This window comes from Buchnera aphidicola str. Sg (Schizaphis graminum) (genome assembly GCF_000007365.1).
Lineage (GTDB): Bacteria > Pseudomonadota > Gammaproteobacteria > Enterobacterales > Enterobacteriaceae > Buchnera > Buchnera aphidicola.
Genome location: NC_004061.1, coordinates 177,111 through 196,349, shown reverse-complemented (window position 1 = coordinate 196,349; position 19,239 = coordinate 177,111). Strand labels below are relative to the sequence as shown.

Below are 19,239 nucleotides of genomic sequence, written 5' to 3'. Positions count from 1 at the left end.
TTTTAATAAAAAACCATTTTAACTAAAAGAGTTTTTATACTACATTTCAAAAACAATATTTTTATATATATTTTTTTAAATAGGTTAATTTAAATATGAAAAATAGTTTATTTGTGACAAAACGCAATGGAAAAAAAGAAAAAATAAATTTAGATAAAATACACAAAGTTTTAAATTGGGCAGCGAAAGGATTAGAAAATATATCTGTTTCCCAAGTTGAATTACGTTCACGTATTCAGTTTTATAATAATATTAGCACTGTGAATATACATGAAACAATCATTAAAGCTGCAGCAGATTTAATTTCTGAAAATACACCTGATTATCAATATATGGCCGCAAGACTTGCAATTTTTCATCTTAGAAAAAAAGCTTATGGTCAGTTTGAACCGCCAAATCTTTATTATCATGTAAAAAAAATGGTTCAGTTGGGAAAATATGACGAAAAATTACTACAAAATTATTCTTTTGAAGAATATGTTGAAATGAATTCATTTGTCGATCATCGGCGCGATATGAACTTTTCTTATGCAGCAGTAAAACAGTTAGAAGCAAAATATCTTCTACAAAATCGCGTTACTGGACAAATATATGAAAGTGCACAATTCTTATATATCTTAATATCCGCATGCTTATTTTCTAAATACGAAAAAAAAGTTCGTATGAATTATATTCAACGTTTTTATAACGCAATTTCTACTTTTAAAATATCTTTACCTACACCAATAATGTCAGGAGTAAGAACGCCAACTCGTCAATTTAGTTCTTGTGTACTAATTGAGTGTGCAGATAATTTAAATTCTATTAATGCCACAACTAGTGCAATTGTAAAATACGTTTCTCAGAGAGCAGGAATAGGTATTAATGCTGGTCAAATTCGGGCTTTGGGGAGTCCTATTAGAAATGGAGAAGCATTTCATACTGGATGCATTCCTTTTTATAAGCACTTCCAAAGCGCCGTAAAATCTTGTTCTCAAGGTGGAGTTAGAGGAGGAGCAGCAACTGTTTTTTACCCAATATGGCATCTAGAAATTGAAAGTTTATTAGTTTTGAAAAATAATCGAGGCATTGAAGAAAATAGAGTACGTCATCTTGATTATGCTGTACAAATTAATAAATTAATGTATCAAAGAATGCTACTAGGGCAAAAAATTACACTGTTTAGTCCTTCCGACGTTCCTAAATTATATGAATTTTTTTTCTCTGATCAAAAAAAATTTAAAGAAATTTACATTAAATATGAAAAAAATAGAAATATAAGAAAAAAAAGTATTAATGCAATTGATTTATTTTGTTTAATTATGCGAGAAAGAGCATCAACTGGACGAATTTACATACAACATGTAGATCATTGTAATTCACATAGTGCATTTAATTCTAAATTAGCAACAATAAGACAATCTAACTTATGTCTAGAAATTACATTGCCTACAAAACCATTAAATAACATTGATGATAAAAATGGAGAAATTGCACTTTGTACTTTATCTGCTCTTAATCTAGGTTTAATTAATGACTTACACGATCTTAAAGAATTATCTACATTATCTGTACGAGCATTAGATGAAATATTAGAATATCAAAACTATCCAGTAGTATGCGCGAAAAAATCAGCTATTTCAAGACGTTCTTTAGGAATTGGTGTAATTAATTTCGCATATTATTTAGCTAAAAATAAAGTACGTTATTCAGACGGTAGCGCAAAAAATTTAACACATAAAACTTTTGAAGCAATACAGTATTATTTACTAAAAGCTTCTTGCGAGTTAGCTAAAGAAAAAGGATCCTGTTCATTATTCAATCAAACTAATTACTATTTAGGTAAATTTCCCATTGATACATATAAAAAAGATATAGACTCAATATGTAATGAACCATTGCATTTAAATTGGAATTTATTACGTAAAAAAATTAAAAAATATGGATTAAGAAATTCTACCTTATCCGCTTTAATGCCTTCAGAAACTTCGTCTCAAATATCTAATGCTACTAATGGTATTGAACCTCCAAGAGGTTTTATCAGTATAAAATCTTCAAAAGATGGAATGCTGAGACAAGTTGTTCCAGAATATAAAAAATTAAAATCTGAATATGAGTTACTTTGGGAGATACCAAATAATATAGGATATTTAGAACTTGTTGCAATTATGCAGAAGTTTGTTGATCAATCTATTTCAGCAAATACTAATTATGATCCAAAACGATTTTTAAATGAAAAAATACCTATGAAACAGCTTATATATGATTTACTTGTAGCTTATAAACTGGGAATCAAAACACTTTATTATCAAAATACTCGTGATGGTGCTGAAGATAATCAAAATTTGAATAAATCTATTGAAAACATAAAAGAAGATAATTGTACAAGTGGCTCTTGTACGATATAATAATGATATAAATTTAATTAAAAATTAAAAATTTTTCGGATATAACATAAGTGTCTTATACAACTTTTTCAAAAAAGAAAAACAATCAACTTAAAGAACCGATGTTTTTTGGACAATCTGTAAATATAGCTCGATATGACCAACAAAAATATAACATTTTTGAAAAATTAATTGAAAAGCAACTTTCTTTTTTTTGGAGACCAGAAGAAATAGATTTATCTAAAGATAGAATAGATTTTGATAATTTACCTTCTAACGAAAAACACATTTTTATAAGTAATTTAAAATATCAAACTTTACTCGATTCTATTCAAGGAAGAAGTCCTAATATCGCTTTTTTACCTATAGTTTCTATTCCTGAATTAGAAACGTGGATTGAAACATGGTCTTTTTCAGAAACAATTCATTCGCGTTCATATACACACATTATTAGAAATATTATTAATAATCCATCTATCGTATTTGATGATATTATTTCTAATAAAAACATTAATGATCGCGCACAAGACATTTCCATTTATTATGATGAATTAATCAGAATAACAGCGTATTGGCATTTACTCGGTGAAGGAAATCATAAAATTAATGAAAAAAAAGTTGAAATTAATTTAAAATTATTAAAAAGAAGATTGTATCTTTGTTTAATTAGTGTAAATGTATTAGAAGCTATCAGATTTTACGTTAGTTTTGCGTGTTCTTTTGCATTCGCTGAAAGAGAAATCATGGAAGGAAATGCCAAAATTATTAGATTAATAGCACGCGATGAGGCATTACACTTAACTGGAACTCAGCATATTTTAAATATTTTAAATAATGAAAAAAATAATGAAAACATGAAAAATACCGTTTTAGAATGCAGAGAAGAAGCAATTAAAATATTTATATCTGCTTCAGAACAAGAAAAAAAATGGGCTAAATATTTATTTCAAGATGGTTCAATGTTAGGATTGAATAAAGATATTTTATGTCAATATATAGAATATATTACCAACATTCGTATGCATGCAATAGGTTTTAAAATGCCTTTTGAAAAAACATCAAATCCAATTCCTTGGATTAACTCTTGGTTGAACTCTGATTATATACAAGCTGCTCCTCAAGAAACAGAAATTAGCTCATATTTAGTAGGTCAAATCGAATCAGAAATATCTAATCAAGAATTTAAAAATTTTAAATTATAAAATGAATAATTTTACTATTAAAGTACTCAATAAAAAAACAATAATTTATAAAAAAAAAAATCTTTATTATCAATTTTAGAAAAACATAACATAAAAATTGAATACCAATGCAAATCTGGTTACTGTGGCGCATGTCGTATTGAAATATTAAAAGGTAATGTGTCTTATTCAATAAGACAACCAATGGCAGCTCTATTCAAAAAAAAAGAAATTCTACCATGCTGTTGCGAACCTGATGGTAATATTATAATTAAAATATGAAAATAATTTTATAAAGACTGAATTGATGTCAATGCAATTGTATAGACTATATCCTCAACTGATGCACCTCTTGACAAGTCATTTACTGGTTTTTTTAAACCCTGTAGCATTGGTCCAATACAAATAAGATCAGCTGATCTTTGAACTGCTTTATAGGTTATATTACCAGAATTTAAATCTGGAAAAATAAAAATATTAGCTGATCCTAAAATAGACGAATACGGAATTTTTAACTTAGCCACCTCTTTTGAAATTGCTGCATCATACTGAATTGGACCATCAATAAGTAAATCAGGTCTTTTACTTTTTACAATAGAAGTAGCATCTCTAATTTTTTCTACTTGCCATCCAGTTCCAGAAAAACCAGTAGAATAGGATAACATTGCTATACGTGGTTCTATACCAAACATTTTCGCTGAATTAGCAGATTGAATTGCAATTTCAGCTAATTCTTTTGAATTTGGTTCTATATTAATTGCGCAATCTCCATAAATTAAAACTTCGTTTGGTAACAAGATAAAAAATATAGATGATACTAAAGAATAAATAGGATCAGTTTTAATTATCTGTAGTGCTGGACGTATAGTATTAGCTGTTGTATTAATTGTTCCAGAAACTAATCCGTCAACTTTACCAGATTCTAATATTAAAGTTGCTAAAATCACATTATCTTTTAATTGCTTTCTTGCAAAAATTTCATCTATTTTTTTATTTTTACGAATTTCTAATAAACGTGGGACATATTGGTCTCTTATTAAAATAGGATCTTTTATCTCAATATTTTTATTTAAATCAATTTTATTTTCATTTGCAATATTATAAATTTTTTTCGGATCACCTAATAATATACATTCTGCTATACCTAATCGATGACATATCGAAGCTGCTTTTAATATACGTGGCTCATATGATTCAGGAAGTATAATACGTTTATGTTTGCTTTTAGATAGTATTTTTAATCGATAACAAAATTCTTTAGGTGAATATGTTTTTTTATAAAAATTAGTAGTTTTTTTCTTTAAGCTAATTAAATGATTCTTATTAAAGAAACTAGAGGTATATTCTAATAATTTATTAATAAAATATTTGTTTTGAACATTAATATTAAAATTAAATTTTTGCAATTGAGACAACGTTTCTACTGTGTTTTCTTTTATAAAAAATACAGGAACACCTTGATTGGTTAAAAATTTCAAGAGTTTAATAGAATTTTCACTTAATTTTAATACGCCTGTTAATAAAATTGCACCTATTTTTTTTGATTTGCATACTAAATATAATGTTTTGAAAAACGTTTCCATTCGACTTGAAGAAATTAATACTAGTGTATTAGCATAACTTTTTTTTAAAATGACTGAAGAATCTTCATCAAATATTGTTATGTTTTTTATAAAAGCATCTTTTATGCTTATTGTATTAACAAGAGTTGCATTTAAAAATTTAAAAATATTTATTACAGATGATTTAACTAATTTTTTATTCCAAGGAATAAAAGCTATAACACGAAAAAAACTATTAAAAAAAATATTTTTTTTAATTGCATGAATACATGTATTTTTTTTTGTATTTTTCAAAATTATTAATTTATCAAAAAAATTATATTTCATTTTATTAAAAATAAAGGGAGAATTAATATCACTAAATATTAAACCTAAAAAATTTTTATATTTTTTTTGTTGTAAAAACACATTTATTTTTCTTTCTTTTCTTTTAAAACACCCTAAAGAAAAATCTTTTAAATTATCTATAAATATTACTTCTGCATCTATATTTTGCGCAATATCAAAATTAATTTGATCTGCATCATCGTGCTCTTTTCGACTAATACCCTTAATTAAAATGAATTCGTTTATCTTTTTTTTATTAAAACATTCCTTAATTATCTTATCTAAAAGATAAGAATATTCATCAGAATTAAAATTTTTCTTAAAAAAATTTATGTCATCTAGTACATTTATTTTTTTTGAAAAATATGCCCTGATAAAGTTTATATTATCTGATTTGATAAGAGGTAAATAAGAAAAAGACTTAAAACAATTTTTTTGTTCTTTTTTATTAAAAAAATAAAGTATACTTAAACTTATTGTTGTTAAACTAACTTTTTTGTTTAAAGGAATTAACATTATAATTCGTGACATAATTTTTTTTTATTTATATTTAATGTAGAAAATACTATAAAACAGTTTTAATTTTATTTTATTATCTTAATAGTTTCTTGAGCTATTGCTAATTCTTCATCTGTCGGAATAACAAATGCAGGACGAGATTTATCTGTAGTAATTAATCCATGTTTTCCATTTTTAATACCAAGATTACGTTGAGTATCTATTTTAAAACCTATTAATAATAATTTTGATAAGGTAATTTCTCTAATTAATGGCACATTTTCGCCAATCCCTCCAGTGAATACTATAGCATCCAAATTATTTTCCATTAAAGACATATAAGAAGCAATATATTTAGATAAACGATGACAGAATATATCTACAGCTAATCTCGCTTTTTTTTCAAAATAGTATTTTTTTTCAAAATAACGAAAATCACTACTTATTCCACTTAGACCTAATAAACCAGACTCTTTTGTAAGTATTGTATGAATTTCGTCAATACTCATACCAAGTTTTTGATACATGAAAAAAATAATTGAAGGATCTATGTCACCACTACGAGTACCCATTACTAATCCTTCTAAAGGTGTTAATCCCATAGAAGTGTCTACGCATATTCCATTACATACTGCCGAAACAGAAGCTCCATTACCTAAATGACACGTAATAACATTAAGTGAATTAAAATTTTTATTTAAAATCAAAGCAACTTCGGAAGCAACATAATGATGACTTGTACCATGAGCGCCATATCTTCGAATATGATGCTCTTTATAAAAAAAATATGGTATCGCGTATAAAAATGAAGTTTCTGGCATATTTTGATAAAAAGATGTATCAAAAACAGCTACATTTTTTTTTGCAAAAATAGGAAATTTCTCTATGGCTGTTTTGATACCAATTAAATTTGCTGGATTATGTAATGGAGCAAATGAAATAGCCTTTTGAATTAATTGAATAATGTTATCATCTATTAAAGTCGACGATTTTATTTTATTTCCTCCATGAACTACTCTATGTCCTATACCTACTATATTTTTATATATATCTTTTTTTTCCAAAAAAAACTTATTAAAAATAAAGTTTAAAGCATCTTTATGAGATAAATTAGAACCGATACATTTTTTATGTTCTGTTGTTAAATCTTTCCATTTCATATATGTTTTTGATAAAAACAAACACTCTACTAAACCAGATAAATATTTCTTTTTATTATCAGGATTTAATATTGCAAACTTTACAGAAGAACTGCCACAATTCAATACAAAAATTAAATTATTCAATATTTTTACCATTTCTTTATTAAAAGATTATATTTTATATATAAACTTTTGCAATTATTATTTTTAATATATAATCATGAACTCTATGTATAAAAGATAATGTTTAAAATAAAACTATAATAACAGGACAAAAATGACATTACAAAAGAAAATTATCGAATTATTAGGAGTTAAACCGCTAATTATACCTAAAAAAGAAATAGAAAATCGTATTCAGATATTAAAAAGATACTTAATTGAAAATACCCATTTAAAAACGTTAATAGTAGGTATCAGCGGGGGACAAGATTCAACTCTAACTGGAAAATTATGTCAGTTATCAATTCAAGAGTTACGAAAAGAAAAAAAAGAAAAATCTTATCAATTTATCGCATTAAGATTACCTTATGGTGTACAAATAGACGAAAAAGATTGCAGAGATGCAATTAATTTTATAAATCCAGATCAAATTTTTACAATTAATATTAAAAACGCAGTTTTAAATAGTGAAAGATCATTAAAAAAACAAGGAATACAAATCTCAGACTATATCAAAGGCAATGAAAAAGCAAGAGAAAGAATGAAAGTACAGTATAGTTTTGCAGCTATAACAAATGGACTCGTTGTTGGAACAGGAAACGCAGCAGAAAACGTCACTGGATTTTTTACAAAATATGGAGACAACGGAACAGATGTTAACTTAATTTCTAAATTAAATAAAAGACAAGGTAAATTTCTATTAAAAGAATTAAACTGTCCTAAACACTTATATTTAAAAAAACCTACTGCTGATCTTGAAGATGAGAAACCACAAAAAGAAGACGAAGTAGCATTAGGTATAAAATATAATATAATTGATGATTATTTGGAAGGAAAAAAAGTAAATTCTTTAAATAAACAAATAATTGAAAGGTTATATTTAACAACAGAACATAAACGTAAAATAATTAACTTAGGATAAAATATTTAAAAAAAATTACTAATGCAATATCATTTTTTTCTGCTCAATAGCATGAATTTGTACTTTAATGATTTCACTAATAGGATCTTCAGGACAATGTTCAACAAAATAAATTAAATCTGTTAAAGCAACATGATTACATTCTAAATTTGCATATATCAGTCCTCTGTCACGAATTTCATATGGATCATTAGGATTGATTTGTAATAGTAAATTGCTTACATTTAGTGCTAATTCCATTTTTTTTTCTTCCATTAAAGCTGATTTTAATATGTCTAACATTTTACGAATAACAGTAATAGATTCTGCTTTGTACAAATCATGTTCATATAATTCTGCAGTTGGACTAATATTACCTTTCAGCCATACCTCTAGAGTATGTTGATCTAACATTTCTCCATTAAAGGGATTAATTAACCATTTTTTTTTATTTATCCAATCTGCTCTTAAAATGAGTTGTGTAGGAAATACTACAGGATTTAAGGGTAATTTTAATTCTTGTGCAATATGTAAAAAAAGAATACCTAAAGAAACAGCAGTACCCTGACGGGTTTTTAAAACATTATCAATCCATAAAACATCTGAAAGTTTATATATACCACTCGCAGCACCAAAATTCCAAGTTTTATAAAAAAGTTTCAGCAATTTTTTTAATTTTAAGTTTGGTTCAATTTCAGATGAAATATAAAATTTGGCTTCTTTTACCTTATTATATAAATCAGAAATTACAAATTTTGTAGGAAAATCTTCTCTAATTATTTGAGAAGTCGCAATAATAGAATCAATAAGCGATAATTTAGAAAAATCAATATTGGAAAAAGATTTCATAGTTATTAGTTATATAAATATTGTTTAGATAATAAAAAATTTAAAATTTGAAGGTAGAGATATATTAATATATATTTAATCATAATGTAAAATTATATTTTTTATTTTTTTTATATAAAAAAATATTAAATTATTTTATTCAATATGGTATTTTAATGATTTTATCATTTTTTTTGACCAAAAGTAATTCGATCATTACCTCCATAATCTTTAAAAGATTGTATACAAAAAAAATTATATTTTTTAAAAAAATACTGCACTTTTAATTTTTGTTTCCATCCATGTTCAATAAATAACCAACCCTTGTCAAATAAATATTGACTTGCTTTTTGTATAATTAATTCAATATCTAGTAATCCATCTTTTTTTGAAATTAATGCATTAAATGGTTCATAAAAAATATCTTTTTTAAGTGACTGTATTTCTTTTATACCGATATAAGGAGGATTACTGACAATAATATGAAATTTCTCATTTATATGAGAAAACCAGTTACTATAAAAAAATTCTACATTTTTTAAATTTAATTTCAATCCGTTTATCTTAGCTATTTTAAGTGCTGAATATGAATTATCAACACCAATAATATTCCAATGAGAACAAACACTAGCTAAAGCTAAAGCGATCGCTCCGGAACCTGTTCCTAAATCAAGGATTGATCTGAAATTTTTATTAACTTTAGACAGTATTTTTTCTACTAAAATTTCAGTATCTGGTCTAGGAATAAGTGTTTTATACGACACACAAAGAGATAAAGACCAAAATTCTTTTTTTCCTATTATATAGGCTATAGGTTCACCTATAGATCTTCTATAAATAAAATTGTTTAATTTTTGATATTGCTCTTTACTTAAATCAATTTCTTGATTAATTATAATTGCAATACGTGTACATTTTAAAACATGACTTAATAAAATCTCAGCTTCATATCGAGGATTCTCACAATGAGATAGTTTTTTAATTGCTTTTTTTAACCAATAGTTTATATTCATAATTTAAATTCAGATAAAGAAGAAAGCATATCTGCTTGATACTCTTGCATTATTGGATCAATAAGTAAGTCTAATTTTCCCTGTAAAACTTCATTTAATTTGTATATAGTAAGATTAATTCTATGATCTGTAATTCTGTTCTGAGCGAAATTATATGTTCTATTTCTATCTGATCTTTCACCAGTTCCTAATAAAATACGTCTCATAGACGAATTTTCTTTTTGACTTTTTGCTAATTTATCAGCGTATACACGAGCAGATAAAATAGATAAAGCTTTAGCTTTATTTTTATGTTGTGATCTTTCATCTTGACATTCTACTACATTTCCACTAGGAATATGAGTGATGCGAATTGCAGAATCAGTAGTATTTACATGTTGACCACCTGCACCAGAGGAACGAAAGGTATCAATTTTTAAATCAGAAACTTTAATTTCTTCTTTTTTAGTTTTAGGTCTCACAGGCATAATAGCTACAGTACAAGTTGATGTATGAATTCTTCCTTGAGATTCTGTTTCAGGTACTCTTTGAACACGATGCCCTCCAGATTCAAATTTTAAACGACCACATGCACCTTTTCCTGTAACTTTAGCTATTATTTCTTTAAATCCTCCTCTTTCATTTTCACTTGAACTCATTATTTCTGTTTTCCACATATAATTTTCAGCATAACGCGTATACATTCTAAATAATTCGCCAGCAAAAATTGAAGATTCGTCTCCTCCTGTTGCTGCTCTAATTTCAATAAAACAACTATGCTGATCATTAGGATCTACAGGAAGTAATAATATTTTAATTTTTTCTTCTAATTTTTTTTTTTGTTTTTTTACTATAAAAAGCTCTTCTTGAGCTATGTCATGCATTTCTACATCATTAAATAATAAATTAATATTTTTAATATCAGTTTCTAGTTTTTCCCATTTAATAAAATTTTTAACAATTTCTGAAATTTGTAAATATTCTTTAGATAGATTCTTAAATTTTTCCTGATTTGATATAGTATCTTTTTGAGAAAGCATAATTTCAATTTCTTCATAACGATTTCTTAAGGATTTTAATTTATTAAAAATAGACGAATTCATAAAATATTATCCTATTTATAATTTATCTTACAAACAACTTTGTTAAGTTAAAAGAATAAAAAATTTCACAGCATTAATTATACATATGCAAATATAAAAATTTTCTTTATTCAATATGTTATTTAATAAACAACTCTTTTTTTTAAAAAAATATATAAGAATAATTTTAAATTAAAAATTTTAATAAAAAAAATATTCTATATGTAGTTTAAACAAAAGATAAAAATAAAAAATTTTCAATTAAAATGATTATATCATTTTTAACATTTTTCAGTATAATTTTAACTAACATGAATATAAAAAATAATTATTTTAAGATACAAATATTAAAATGATAAATACATGGCCATCTCCTGCAAAAATTAATTTATTTCTTTATGTCACTGGTATTCGTTCAGATGGATATCATTATATACAAAGCTTATTTCAATTTCTTAACTATGGTGATACGTTGACGATTATTCCAAACACAAAAGGTACTATTGAGCTATTTACTGAAAGTAATTCACTTGTAAACATAAAAAATAGCATCATTACTGCAGCTGAATTATTAAAAGAAAAAGCATTACATTCTTTGGGAAAAAAAACTTCTCATTTTGGAGCAAAAATCTTTTTAAATAAAAAAATACCTATTGGAAGCGGATTAGGAGGAGGTTCATCTAATGCTGCAACTACATTAGTAGTATTAAATAATTTATGGAAAACAAAATTTACTTTACAAGAATTAGCTGAATTAAGTTTAAAAATAGGATCAGATATACCTGCTTTTATCATGGGAAAAACAACAATTGTTGAAGGAATAGGAGAAATTTTATATCCTATTCATAGAAAAGAAAAATGGTATTTAATTGTTTATCCTAATATTTCAATATCAACAAAAAATATATTTTCTATTTACTCTATTAAAAAAAATACAATAAAAAAACCGATTGATTTTTTATTAAGATCACGTTTTCATAACGATTTTGAAAACGTAATTAAAAAAAAATTTAAAAAAATAAAACAATTAATTTCTATGTTATCTCTTTATGCCCCTTCACGTATTACTGGAACAGGATCATGTATTTTTGCTGAATTTAATGACAAAAAATCTGCACAAAAAATACATTCTCTGCTTCCTCACAACGTTCAAGGAACTATTGTGAAAAGTGTCAACGTTTCACCATTACATCATGCTTTTTATAAAAAAAACATAAATCTTTTTAACTAAAAACTAAATTAGTTTAATGTGGAAATAATTAAAAAACACGCTTTTAAATAAAAAAAACAAGGTTTTTTTATGCCAGATATGAAATTATTTGCTGGAAACTCTATTCCAAAATTAGCAAAATTTATTGCTCATCGACTTTATATAAATTTAGGAAACGCAGCTGTAGGTAGATTTAGTGATGGTGAAATTAGTGTTCAAATAAATGAAAATGTTAGAGGTAGCGACGTTTTCATAATTCAGTCTACTTGCTCTCCTACTAATGACAATATTATGGAATTAGTCGTGATGGTAGATGCTTTAAGAAGAGCATCAGCTGGTAGAATTACAGCTGTAATACCTTATTTTGGGTATTCTCGTCAAGATCGTCGTGTAAGATCAGCACGTGTGCCAATTACTGCTAAGGTAGTCGCTGATTTTTTATCCAGTATTGGAGTTGATCGAGTACTGACAGTAGATCTTCATGCAGAACAGATACAAGGTTTTTTTGACGTACCTGTAGATAATGTTTTTGGAAGTTTAATTCTTTTAGAAGATATGCTACAAAGAGAATTAAAAAATCCAATTGTTGTTTCACCAGATATTGGAGGAGTAGTAAGAGCTCGAGCTATTGCTAAACTTCTTTATGACACAGATATGGCTATTATAGACAAAAGGAGGCCTCGTCCTAACATTTCGCAAATCATGCACATTATTGGTGATGTAGCAAATAGAGATTGTATTTTGGTTGATGACATGATTGATACAGGAGGAACACTTTGCAAAGCAGCTGAAGCTCTTAAAGAAAGAGGAGCTAAAAGAGTTTTTGCATATGCTACACATCCTATTTTTTCTGGAAAAGCATCAGAAAATTTAAAAAAATCTGTTATTGATGAAGTAGTTGTATGTGATACTATTCCATTAGAAGAAAAAATTAGATTATTACCAAATGTAAGAACTTTAACGTTAGCAGGTATGCTAGCAGAAGCTATAAGACGAATTAGTAATGAAGAATCTATTTCTGCTATGTTTGAACATTAAGAATTTTTTTAAAATAACTTTAATAATCCTAAGCACACTATATTTCTTATTAATGTGCTTAGCATTTTCAAAAAATTATTAAAATCACTAGAAATTTAATAATACATAATCTTTTAGATGAAATAAAATGTTAATTAATAAAGAGTGCTTTAAATAATGTAAATAAACTAAATTATTTAAATAGCAAATAAAAAAAAGAATAAAAAAAACTAATATAATTCCACGCAATAAACCAAATATAGCTCCTAAAAAAATATTTAAATATGACAATCCAATTTTTATAAATATTTTTTTTATAAAAAAATTTAAAATAACGTCTAAAATATAAAACAATAAAAAAATTATAATTATAAAAAAAAATCGTTTTCAAAAAAAAATTTCGATTTTTTTACATAAAAAGAATTGAAATAATGATAATTACTGAAAAAATAAATACTAAAACACAAACGTACAAAAGAAATTAATTCTTGAATAAAACCACGAAATAATCCTAAAAAAAAAGAACTAAAAATAATTAAAAGAAAAACATAATCTATAAAAATCATATTTTTTTCCAAAATTATATTTTTAATACAATGTTAATCTTCTATCTTTTATAGACATAAATTCAGAGACAGTAAAAAAAGAACCAAAGACTAAAATAATATCTTTTTTAGTTATTACTTTTTTAATCGCTTGCCAACTTTCATTAATATTATTAAAAAAAAGAGCGTTATTAAGGGATAACTTTTTCTTTAAATAGTTTATACTAGCACTACGATTTGTTTTTAAGTTTACAACATACCAGTAGTTAATTTTTTTTTGTAATACTTGAACAACTCCTGCAACATCTTTATCTTTTAAGATTCCAAAAACTGCATATATTTGTCCTTCTGTATCTATTTCATCAATTTTTTCTGATAGATATAAGGCCGCATGAACATTATGAGCAACATCGAGAATGATTCGAGGAGAATTAAAAACTGTTTGAAATCTACCAGATAATTGCACTTTAGAAATACTACTTTTTAATTTTTTTAAATTAACTTCTAAACCAGAATAGAATAAAGATGCTAATGCAATAGCAGTGTTAGACAAAGGTATTCGAGAAACTGGAAGATTATATAATTCAATATTTGAATGAATAAAATTCCATGAATCAATTTTTGTTCTTGTCCAAAACCAATCTACATCAATTTTTTTTAAAATTGTTTTTTTTTCTTTAGCTATTTCGTCAACAGAAATTGGGATGTTTTTTTCTCCAATAACTGCAATTTTGCCTTTTCTAAAAATCCCAGATTTTTCACGACCGATACTAATTCGATCTGTTCCTAAACAAGAAGTATGATCAATCCCTATATTAGTGATAACAGATAAGTCTGAATCTATAATATTAGTTGCATCTAAACGTCCTCCTAAACCTACTTCTAATATTATTATATCCAAAGAATATTGACTGAATAGAAATAAGGCTGAAAGAGTAATAAATTCAAAGTAAGTTAAAGAAACATTACCTTTTTCAGCATCTATAATTAAAAAAGAAAAAATGTGATCTTTTTCACTAAGATATAATCCATTAACTTTAATTCTTTCAGAATAATTTATAAGATGGGGGGAGGTATATAATCCTACTTGATAACCTGAATCCAAAAGTAATTTTTCTAACATTGCACAGGTTGTTCCTTTTCCATTAGTGCCACCAACAGTAAAAAAAAAGGATTTTAAGTTTAATAAACCTAATTTTTTTGCAATAAGTTTTAATTCAAAAAGATTTTTTCTATCTTTTTTATCAAATTTTTCTAAATATTTCATCCACATAGAAAAGGTATATTTTTTTTTGTGCATATTTTCAATTTATTAAAAAAAATTTTTATATATTTACTAAAAATAAAAAATGACATAAAAAATAATGTTTTTCACTACTAATAAAAAATTTTATATTTTTTTTAAAATTATTAACATTTTTTTAAATTAAAAATTAAATTTATTAAAAATGTAGTAATTAATATTATCAGTATAACAGCAAGAGTTAAAAAAATCGAAAAAGTAAAAAATTTTTCAATTAATATTTTAAATCCAATAAACATTAAAATAAGTGATAAAGCATATTTCATTATAGGAAAATTTTTTAAAAAATATGCTGTAAATAAATACATAGATCTTAAACCTAAAACAGCAAAAAAATTTGAAGAAAAAATAATAAATAAATCGTTATTAACAGATAAAGCAGCAGGGATACTATCTACTGAAAATACAATATCACTTAATTCTATAAGAATGAGAGATACAAATAGAGGCGTAATAAATATTTTTTTCTCAATCTTTACAAAAAAATTTTCGTTATTAATATTCTCAGTAACTCTAAAAAATTTATAAATCCATAATTTTTTTATATTTTCTTCTTTATTATCACATTCTAAATTAGAAAAAAAAATAAATTTTAAACTAGTTAATATAAAAAATCCCCCGAATAAATATAAAATCCAATGCCATTTAGAAAACAAAAAACTTCCAGAAAAAGAAAAAATAGAACGTAGAATTAAAGCACCCCATAAACCGTACAATAAAACTTTTTTCTGATAAATCAGTGGTATTTTCAAAGATTTAAAGATAAAAAACCATGCAAAAACATTATCAATTGAAAGTAAAATTTCTAAAAAGTAACTAGTTAAAAAATAAATGATTTTCTGATTGGCTACTTTAATTCCTTGATCAGTATAAACAACTAACCAAAATATAAAAATAAATAATACAAATAAAAGAAAATAGAAAAAAAAATTATTTTTAGAAAACAATTTTATTTTTTTTATATTTTTAAAAATATTTTTACTGAACATTAACGTAATTAAAATCAAAAAAAACAATGATGAGATAAAAAAATAAATCATTAAAAATATTCTTATTATATTTTTTAATAAAAATGATCAATTTCATATAAAAACTAACTTATTAAATTATTGAACTGAATTTATCAAGTTAATTAATGGATTAGGATATATTCCTAATATCAATAACATTATTCCAGAAATGAATATTAAAATCCCGGAAGGACTACATAACCAAAAATTAGATTTTTTTATATCATTAATGAATGATTGTTCCGATGGATTTAAATACATATTAACAATTAATCTTAAATAGCCATATAAACCTAATATTGTACCAATCAAGAATGAAGCACCAATAGTCCATAAATGATTTTTTATAATAATAGAAAAAATACAAAATTTCCCAAAAAATCCTAAAGTTATAGGAATTCCTCCTAAAGAAAGTAGTACAATTGTAACTATACTAGCTAAAAGAGGTTGTACCCAAAATAAACCTTTGTATAAATGAATTGAATCTATATCATAGTCACAAGAATTAGAAAATAAATTAATAACACCAAAATATACTATATTAGTACACAAATAATTAAGTAAAAAAATCCCACCAGTTTGCACAGAAAAAAAATACTCATCTTTTGATACAAGCAGTATTATTAATAAATAACCTATTTGTGATATAGATGAATAACCAAAAAACCTTTTGATATTCGTTTGAAATATAGCCATTAAATTACCAAATAATATTGAAAAAAAACTAATTAATGACAATATTAAAAATATTACTTTATTATCAAAAACTGAAAAGTATGAAAAAAAATAAAGTAAAATACTAAAAATTGCGATTTTTCCAGAAACAGAAAAAAAAGACAAAACAGATGCAGGAGTTCCTTGATAAATATCAGCTGTCCATAAATGAAAAGGAACCATAGATAATTTAAAGAAAAAAGACATTAATACCATAATTATACCGAATAAAACCATCATTTTTTCACTATTTGATAAATCGGAAAAAATTTGATTTAAGCACAAAAGACTAAGATTTCCAGAAATAGCATATATCCATGAAATACCAAGCAATAAAAAAGAAGAAGAAACACCAGATAAAACAAGATATTTAAAAGATGCTTCTAAAGAATATTTTTGAGAATTAGAATAAGCAATCAAACCAAAGATTGGTAAAGACATTAACTCAACACTAATAAATAAAGACGCCATATGATTAGAAATAGTTAAAAAAATAGCACCTAATGTCGAAATAAGCGTTAACAAATAAAATTCTTCTTTATTAAAAGCATATTTTAACAACCAAGGATAAGCAAAAACACAAGTGGCGATACTAGAAATTATAATCATACTTATATATAAAATAGAACGTTTGGTAATATGAAACAAACTAGTGATATCAATAGGAACTATAGCAATTAAAAAATACAATGAACAAAGGCTAACTATTAAACTGATTATAGTTAAAAAAGCAATAAAAAAATGATTGCGATTATAAGAGATAGATAAAATAACTATTACTACAGTTAGTAGTAAAATTAAAAAAGGTAAAAGTGCTATTAATTCTTGTAGATTAATTATCATTATTAATCATAACCTTATCTTTAAAATAGAATTACTGAATTCTTTTTGAAAAATTATATATAAAATGTATCGATTCAAATGAAATATTTAATATTTTTTGAGGTATTAAACCTAAAAAAATTAATGCAAAAATCAGTACTATTGATATCCAAAATTCTTTTATATTTAAAAAAAATTTAGGAAAATCATGCTTAGATAAACCATAATATATTTTTTGAATCATGTTTAAAGAATAAATAGATGAAAAAATAATACCTATTGTAGAAATTATAGACACAAGTGGATGTTCTTTAAATATACCAAATAATATTAAAAATTCACCAATAAAATTCCCTGTTCCTGGAATACCTAAATTAGATAACGCGAAAAATAAAGAAAAACCTGGAATCCAATAAATATTCGTCCATAATCCTCCCATTTCACTTATATCTTGTGTTTTGAGATATTTGTAAATTTGACCTGATAAAATAAACAAAGCAGAAGTAGATATACTATTAGATAAAATTTGAATGATTAAGCCTTGAAAAGATATTTCATTACCACCGTAAATAGCAATTAACATTAATCCCATATGAGAAATAGACGAATAAGCGATTAAACGTTTAATATTGACTTGAGAAAAAGCAACCCAAGCTCCATAAAACATACTCAAAAAACCTAAAAAGATCGCTATAGGTGCAAACTGTTCTGTTGCATTCGGAAAAAGCATTTTATTATAGCGTAAAAGACCATATGGAGCAGTTTTTAATAAAGCACCAATTATGTCAACAGCACCACAATATGGAGATCTTTCATGAAAATCTGCTAACCATCCATGAAAGGGAACAATCGGCATTTTTATAATGAAGGCTAAAAAAAAACCTAACATAATAATATATTCTATACTTTTATCAACTGGTTGAATAAGTAACAAATCATAATTAAAAGTCAAAATTTTATTGTTAATATAATAATTCAAAACCAATAATAAAATTGATGCTAACATTATTAAACCTGATATTTGAGTATATATAAAAAACTTATTAGCAATATTTATACATTTTTTTTTATCTTCTTTTTTTTGATTCCATAATGAAATTAAAAAATACATTGGAATAAGTATAATTTCCCAAAAAAAGAAAAATAAAAATAAATCAAAAGCAATAAAAACACCAATTGTACCCATTAAAACAAGCATAATATTCAGATAAAAAAATCCTTCATTTTTTTTAATTTCATTCCATGAGCACAAAATAGCAATTATCCCTAAAAATAAAGTTAAAAAAAGCATGACAATTGAAAAACCATCAACAGCAATATGAAATTGAATTCCAAAACTTGATATCCAAGGCAATATTAATTGATAACTTAAATGAGTGTAACTTTGTATTTGATAAGTATAATAATCTTCAAAAAACCATATTCTAATAACAGTTAATAAAGTTAATCCCATTCCTGTCAATGCAATCCAACGAGGAATATTTTTCTGGAATCTAAAAGAAAAAAATGAAAAAATACCACTAAGAAATGGAATTATAACTAATAGAGAAAGCAACATTAGACGTATATTCCTATTA

Annotated in this window: 16 protein-coding genes and 1 pseudogene; 6 read left to right on the top strand and 11 right to left on the bottom strand. The window is 24.8% G+C overall.

Going from position 1 to position 19,239, the window contains the following annotated elements; all coding sequences use genetic code 11:
- Positions 1–95: 95 nt before the first annotated feature.
- From nrdA to yfaE, 3 genes and pseudogenes are all read left to right on the top strand, one after another.
- Complete coding sequence (nrdA, locus tag BUSG_RS00920) at positions 96–2,387, top strand: class 1a ribonucleoside-diphosphate reductase subunit alpha (RefSeq protein WP_011053706.1); 2,292 nt, start codon at positions 96–98, stop codon at positions 2,385–2,387.
- A 50-nt stretch (positions 2,388–2,437) separates the two neighbouring features.
- Entirely contained in the window at positions 2,438–3,568 is a 1,131-nt protein-coding gene (gene nrdB, locus BUSG_RS00915; RefSeq protein ID WP_011053705.1) for a class Ia ribonucleoside-diphosphate reductase subunit beta, read from the top strand.
- A gap of 1 nt (position 3,569) precedes the next feature.
- Positions 3,570–3,829, top strand: a pseudogene (gene yfaE, locus BUSG_RS03150) (class I ribonucleotide reductase maintenance protein YfaE).
- An 8-nt stretch (positions 3,830–3,837) separates the two neighbouring features.
- Here the strand turns inward: yfaE and pta are convergent.
- Together pta and BUSG_RS00905 are read right to left on the bottom strand one after the other, a co-directional pair.
- Entirely contained in the window at positions 3,838–5,967 is a 2,130-nt protein-coding gene (gene pta, locus BUSG_RS00910) for a phosphate acetyltransferase (RefSeq protein ID WP_011053704.1), read from the bottom strand.
- A gap of 53 nt (positions 5,968–6,020) precedes the next feature.
- Positions 6,021–7,232: an acetate kinase gene (locus BUSG_RS00905; RefSeq protein WP_011053703.1), complete on the bottom strand. Its 1,212-nt coding sequence runs from the start codon at positions 7,230–7,232 to the stop codon at positions 6,021–6,023.
- A gap of 121 nt (positions 7,233–7,353) precedes the next feature.
- On the opposite strand from BUSG_RS00905, the gene nadE reads away from it, so the two are divergent.
- Positions 7,354–8,160 carry an ammonia-dependent NAD(+) synthetase gene (gene nadE, locus BUSG_RS00900; RefSeq protein WP_011053702.1) on the top strand — a complete coding sequence of 269 codons (807 nt, stop codon included), beginning with the start codon at positions 7,354–7,356 and terminating at the stop codon, positions 8,158–8,160.
- Positions 8,161–8,178: 18 nt separating this feature from the next.
- Here the strand turns inward: nadE and sirB1 are convergent, their stop codons facing one another.
- The 3 genes from sirB1 to prfA form a co-directional block, all read right to left on the bottom strand.
- On the bottom strand, positions 8,179–8,988 hold the full coding sequence (gene sirB1 / locus BUSG_RS00895) for an invasion regulator SirB1 (RefSeq protein ID WP_011053701.1): 810 nt from the start codon (positions 8,986–8,988) through the stop codon (positions 8,179–8,181).
- Between the two features lie 164 nt (positions 8,989–9,152).
- Positions 9,153–9,980, bottom strand: a complete 828-nt coding sequence (gene prmC, locus BUSG_RS00890; protein WP_011053700.1) for a peptide chain release factor N(5)-glutamine methyltransferase — start codon at positions 9,978–9,980, stop codon at positions 9,153–9,155.
- Positions 9,977–11,062 carry a peptide chain release factor 1 gene (prfA, locus tag BUSG_RS00885; protein WP_011053699.1) on the bottom strand — a complete coding sequence of 362 codons (1,086 nt, stop codon included), beginning with the start codon at positions 11,060–11,062 and terminating at the stop codon, positions 9,977–9,979. The genes prmC and prfA overlap by 4 nt, the downstream gene beginning before the upstream one ends.
- Positions 11,063–11,393: 331 nt before the next feature.
- On the opposite strand from prfA, the gene ispE reads away from it, so the two are divergent.
- Positions 11,394–12,272 (top strand): 4-(cytidine 5'-diphospho)-2-C-methyl-D-erythritol kinase, encoded by an 879-nt coding sequence (ispE, locus tag BUSG_RS00880; protein ID WP_011053698.1) that lies wholly within the window; start codon positions 11,394–11,396, stop codon positions 12,270–12,272.
- Positions 12,273–12,341: 69 nt separating this feature from the next.
- Positions 12,342–13,289 carry a ribose-phosphate pyrophosphokinase gene (locus BUSG_RS00875; protein ID WP_011053697.1) on the top strand — a complete coding sequence of 316 codons (948 nt, stop codon included), beginning with the start codon at positions 12,342–12,344 and terminating at the stop codon, positions 13,287–13,289.
- Positions 13,290–13,376: 87 nt separating this feature from the next.
- Here BUSG_RS00875 and BUSG_RS03315 read toward each other — a convergent pair whose 3' ends face one another.
- The 6 genes from BUSG_RS03315 to nuoM all read right to left on the bottom strand — a co-directional run bounded on the left by BUSG_RS03315 (position 13,377) and on the right by nuoM (position 19,220).
- On the bottom strand, positions 13,377–13,631 hold the full coding sequence (locus tag BUSG_RS03315; protein ID WP_071812947.1) for a CvpA family protein: 255 nt from the start codon (positions 13,629–13,631) through the stop codon (positions 13,377–13,379).
- Positions 13,632–13,636: 5 nt separating this feature from the next.
- Positions 13,637–13,834: a CvpA family protein gene (locus BUSG_RS03340; RefSeq protein WP_044006045.1), complete on the bottom strand. Its 198-nt coding sequence runs from the start codon at positions 13,832–13,834 to the stop codon at positions 13,637–13,639.
- Positions 13,835–13,856: 22 nt separating this feature from the next.
- Entirely contained in the window at positions 13,857–15,113 is a 1,257-nt protein-coding gene (gene folC / locus BUSG_RS00860; protein ID WP_011053696.1) for a bifunctional tetrahydrofolate synthase/dihydrofolate synthase, read from the bottom strand.
- Positions 15,114–15,223: 110 nt separating this feature from the next.
- On the bottom strand, positions 15,224–16,063 hold the full coding sequence (locus BUSG_RS00855; RefSeq protein ID WP_158294246.1) for a TerC family protein: 840 nt from the start codon (positions 16,061–16,063) through the stop codon (positions 15,224–15,226).
- A 159-nt stretch (positions 16,064–16,222) separates the two neighbouring features.
- Positions 16,223–17,683, bottom strand: a complete 1,461-nt coding sequence (locus tag BUSG_RS00850) for an NADH-quinone oxidoreductase subunit N (protein ID WP_011053694.1) — start codon at positions 17,681–17,683, stop codon at positions 16,223–16,225.
- A gap of 31 nt (positions 17,684–17,714) precedes the next feature.
- On the bottom strand, positions 17,715–19,220 hold the full coding sequence (nuoM, locus tag BUSG_RS00845) for an NADH-quinone oxidoreductase subunit M (protein WP_011053693.1): 1,506 nt from the start codon (positions 19,218–19,220) through the stop codon (positions 17,715–17,717).
- Between the last annotated feature and the right edge of the window lie 19 nt (positions 19,221–19,239).

Excerpts from the sequence above, each read along its gene's own strand:
- nrdA (WP_011053706.1), top strand. The coding sequence starts at position 96 with ATGAAAAATAGTTTATTTGTGACAAAACGCAATGGAAAAAAAGAAAAA.
- pta (WP_011053704.1), bottom strand. The coding sequence starts at position 5,967 with ATGTCACGAATTATAATGTTAATTCCTTTAAACAAAAAAGTTAGTTTA.
- BUSG_RS00905 (WP_011053703.1), bottom strand. The coding sequence starts at position 7,232 with ATGGTAAAAATATTGAATAATTTAATTTTTGTATTGAATTGTGGCAGT.
- nadE (WP_011053702.1), top strand. The coding sequence starts at position 7,354 with ATGACATTACAAAAGAAAATTATCGAATTATTAGGAGTTAAACCGCTA.
- sirB1 (WP_011053701.1), bottom strand. The coding sequence starts at position 8,988 with ATGAAATCTTTTTCCAATATTGATTTTTCTAAATTATCGCTTATTGAT.
- prmC (WP_011053700.1), bottom strand. The coding sequence starts at position 9,980 with ATGAATATAAACTATTGGTTAAAAAAAGCAATTAAAAAACTATCTCAT.
- prfA (WP_011053699.1), bottom strand. The coding sequence starts at position 11,062 with ATGAATTCGTCTATTTTTAATAAATTAAAATCCTTAAGAAATCGTTAT.
- ispE (WP_011053698.1), top strand. The coding sequence starts at position 11,394 with ATGATAAATACATGGCCATCTCCTGCAAAAATTAATTTATTTCTTTAT.
- BUSG_RS00875 (WP_011053697.1), top strand. The coding sequence starts at position 12,342 with ATGCCAGATATGAAATTATTTGCTGGAAACTCTATTCCAAAATTAGCA.
- BUSG_RS03340 (WP_044006045.1), bottom strand. The coding sequence starts at position 13,834 with ATGATTTTTATAGATTATGTTTTTCTTTTAATTATTTTTAGTTCTTTT.
- folC (WP_011053696.1), bottom strand. The coding sequence starts at position 15,113 with ATGCACAAAAAAAAATATACCTTTTCTATGTGGATGAAATATTTAGAA.
- BUSG_RS00850 (WP_011053694.1), bottom strand. The coding sequence starts at position 17,683 with ATGATAATTAATCTACAAGAATTAATAGCACTTTTACCTTTTTTAATT.
- nuoM (WP_011053693.1), bottom strand. The coding sequence starts at position 19,220 with ATGTTGCTTTCTCTATTAGTTATAATTCCATTTCTTAGTGGTATTTTT.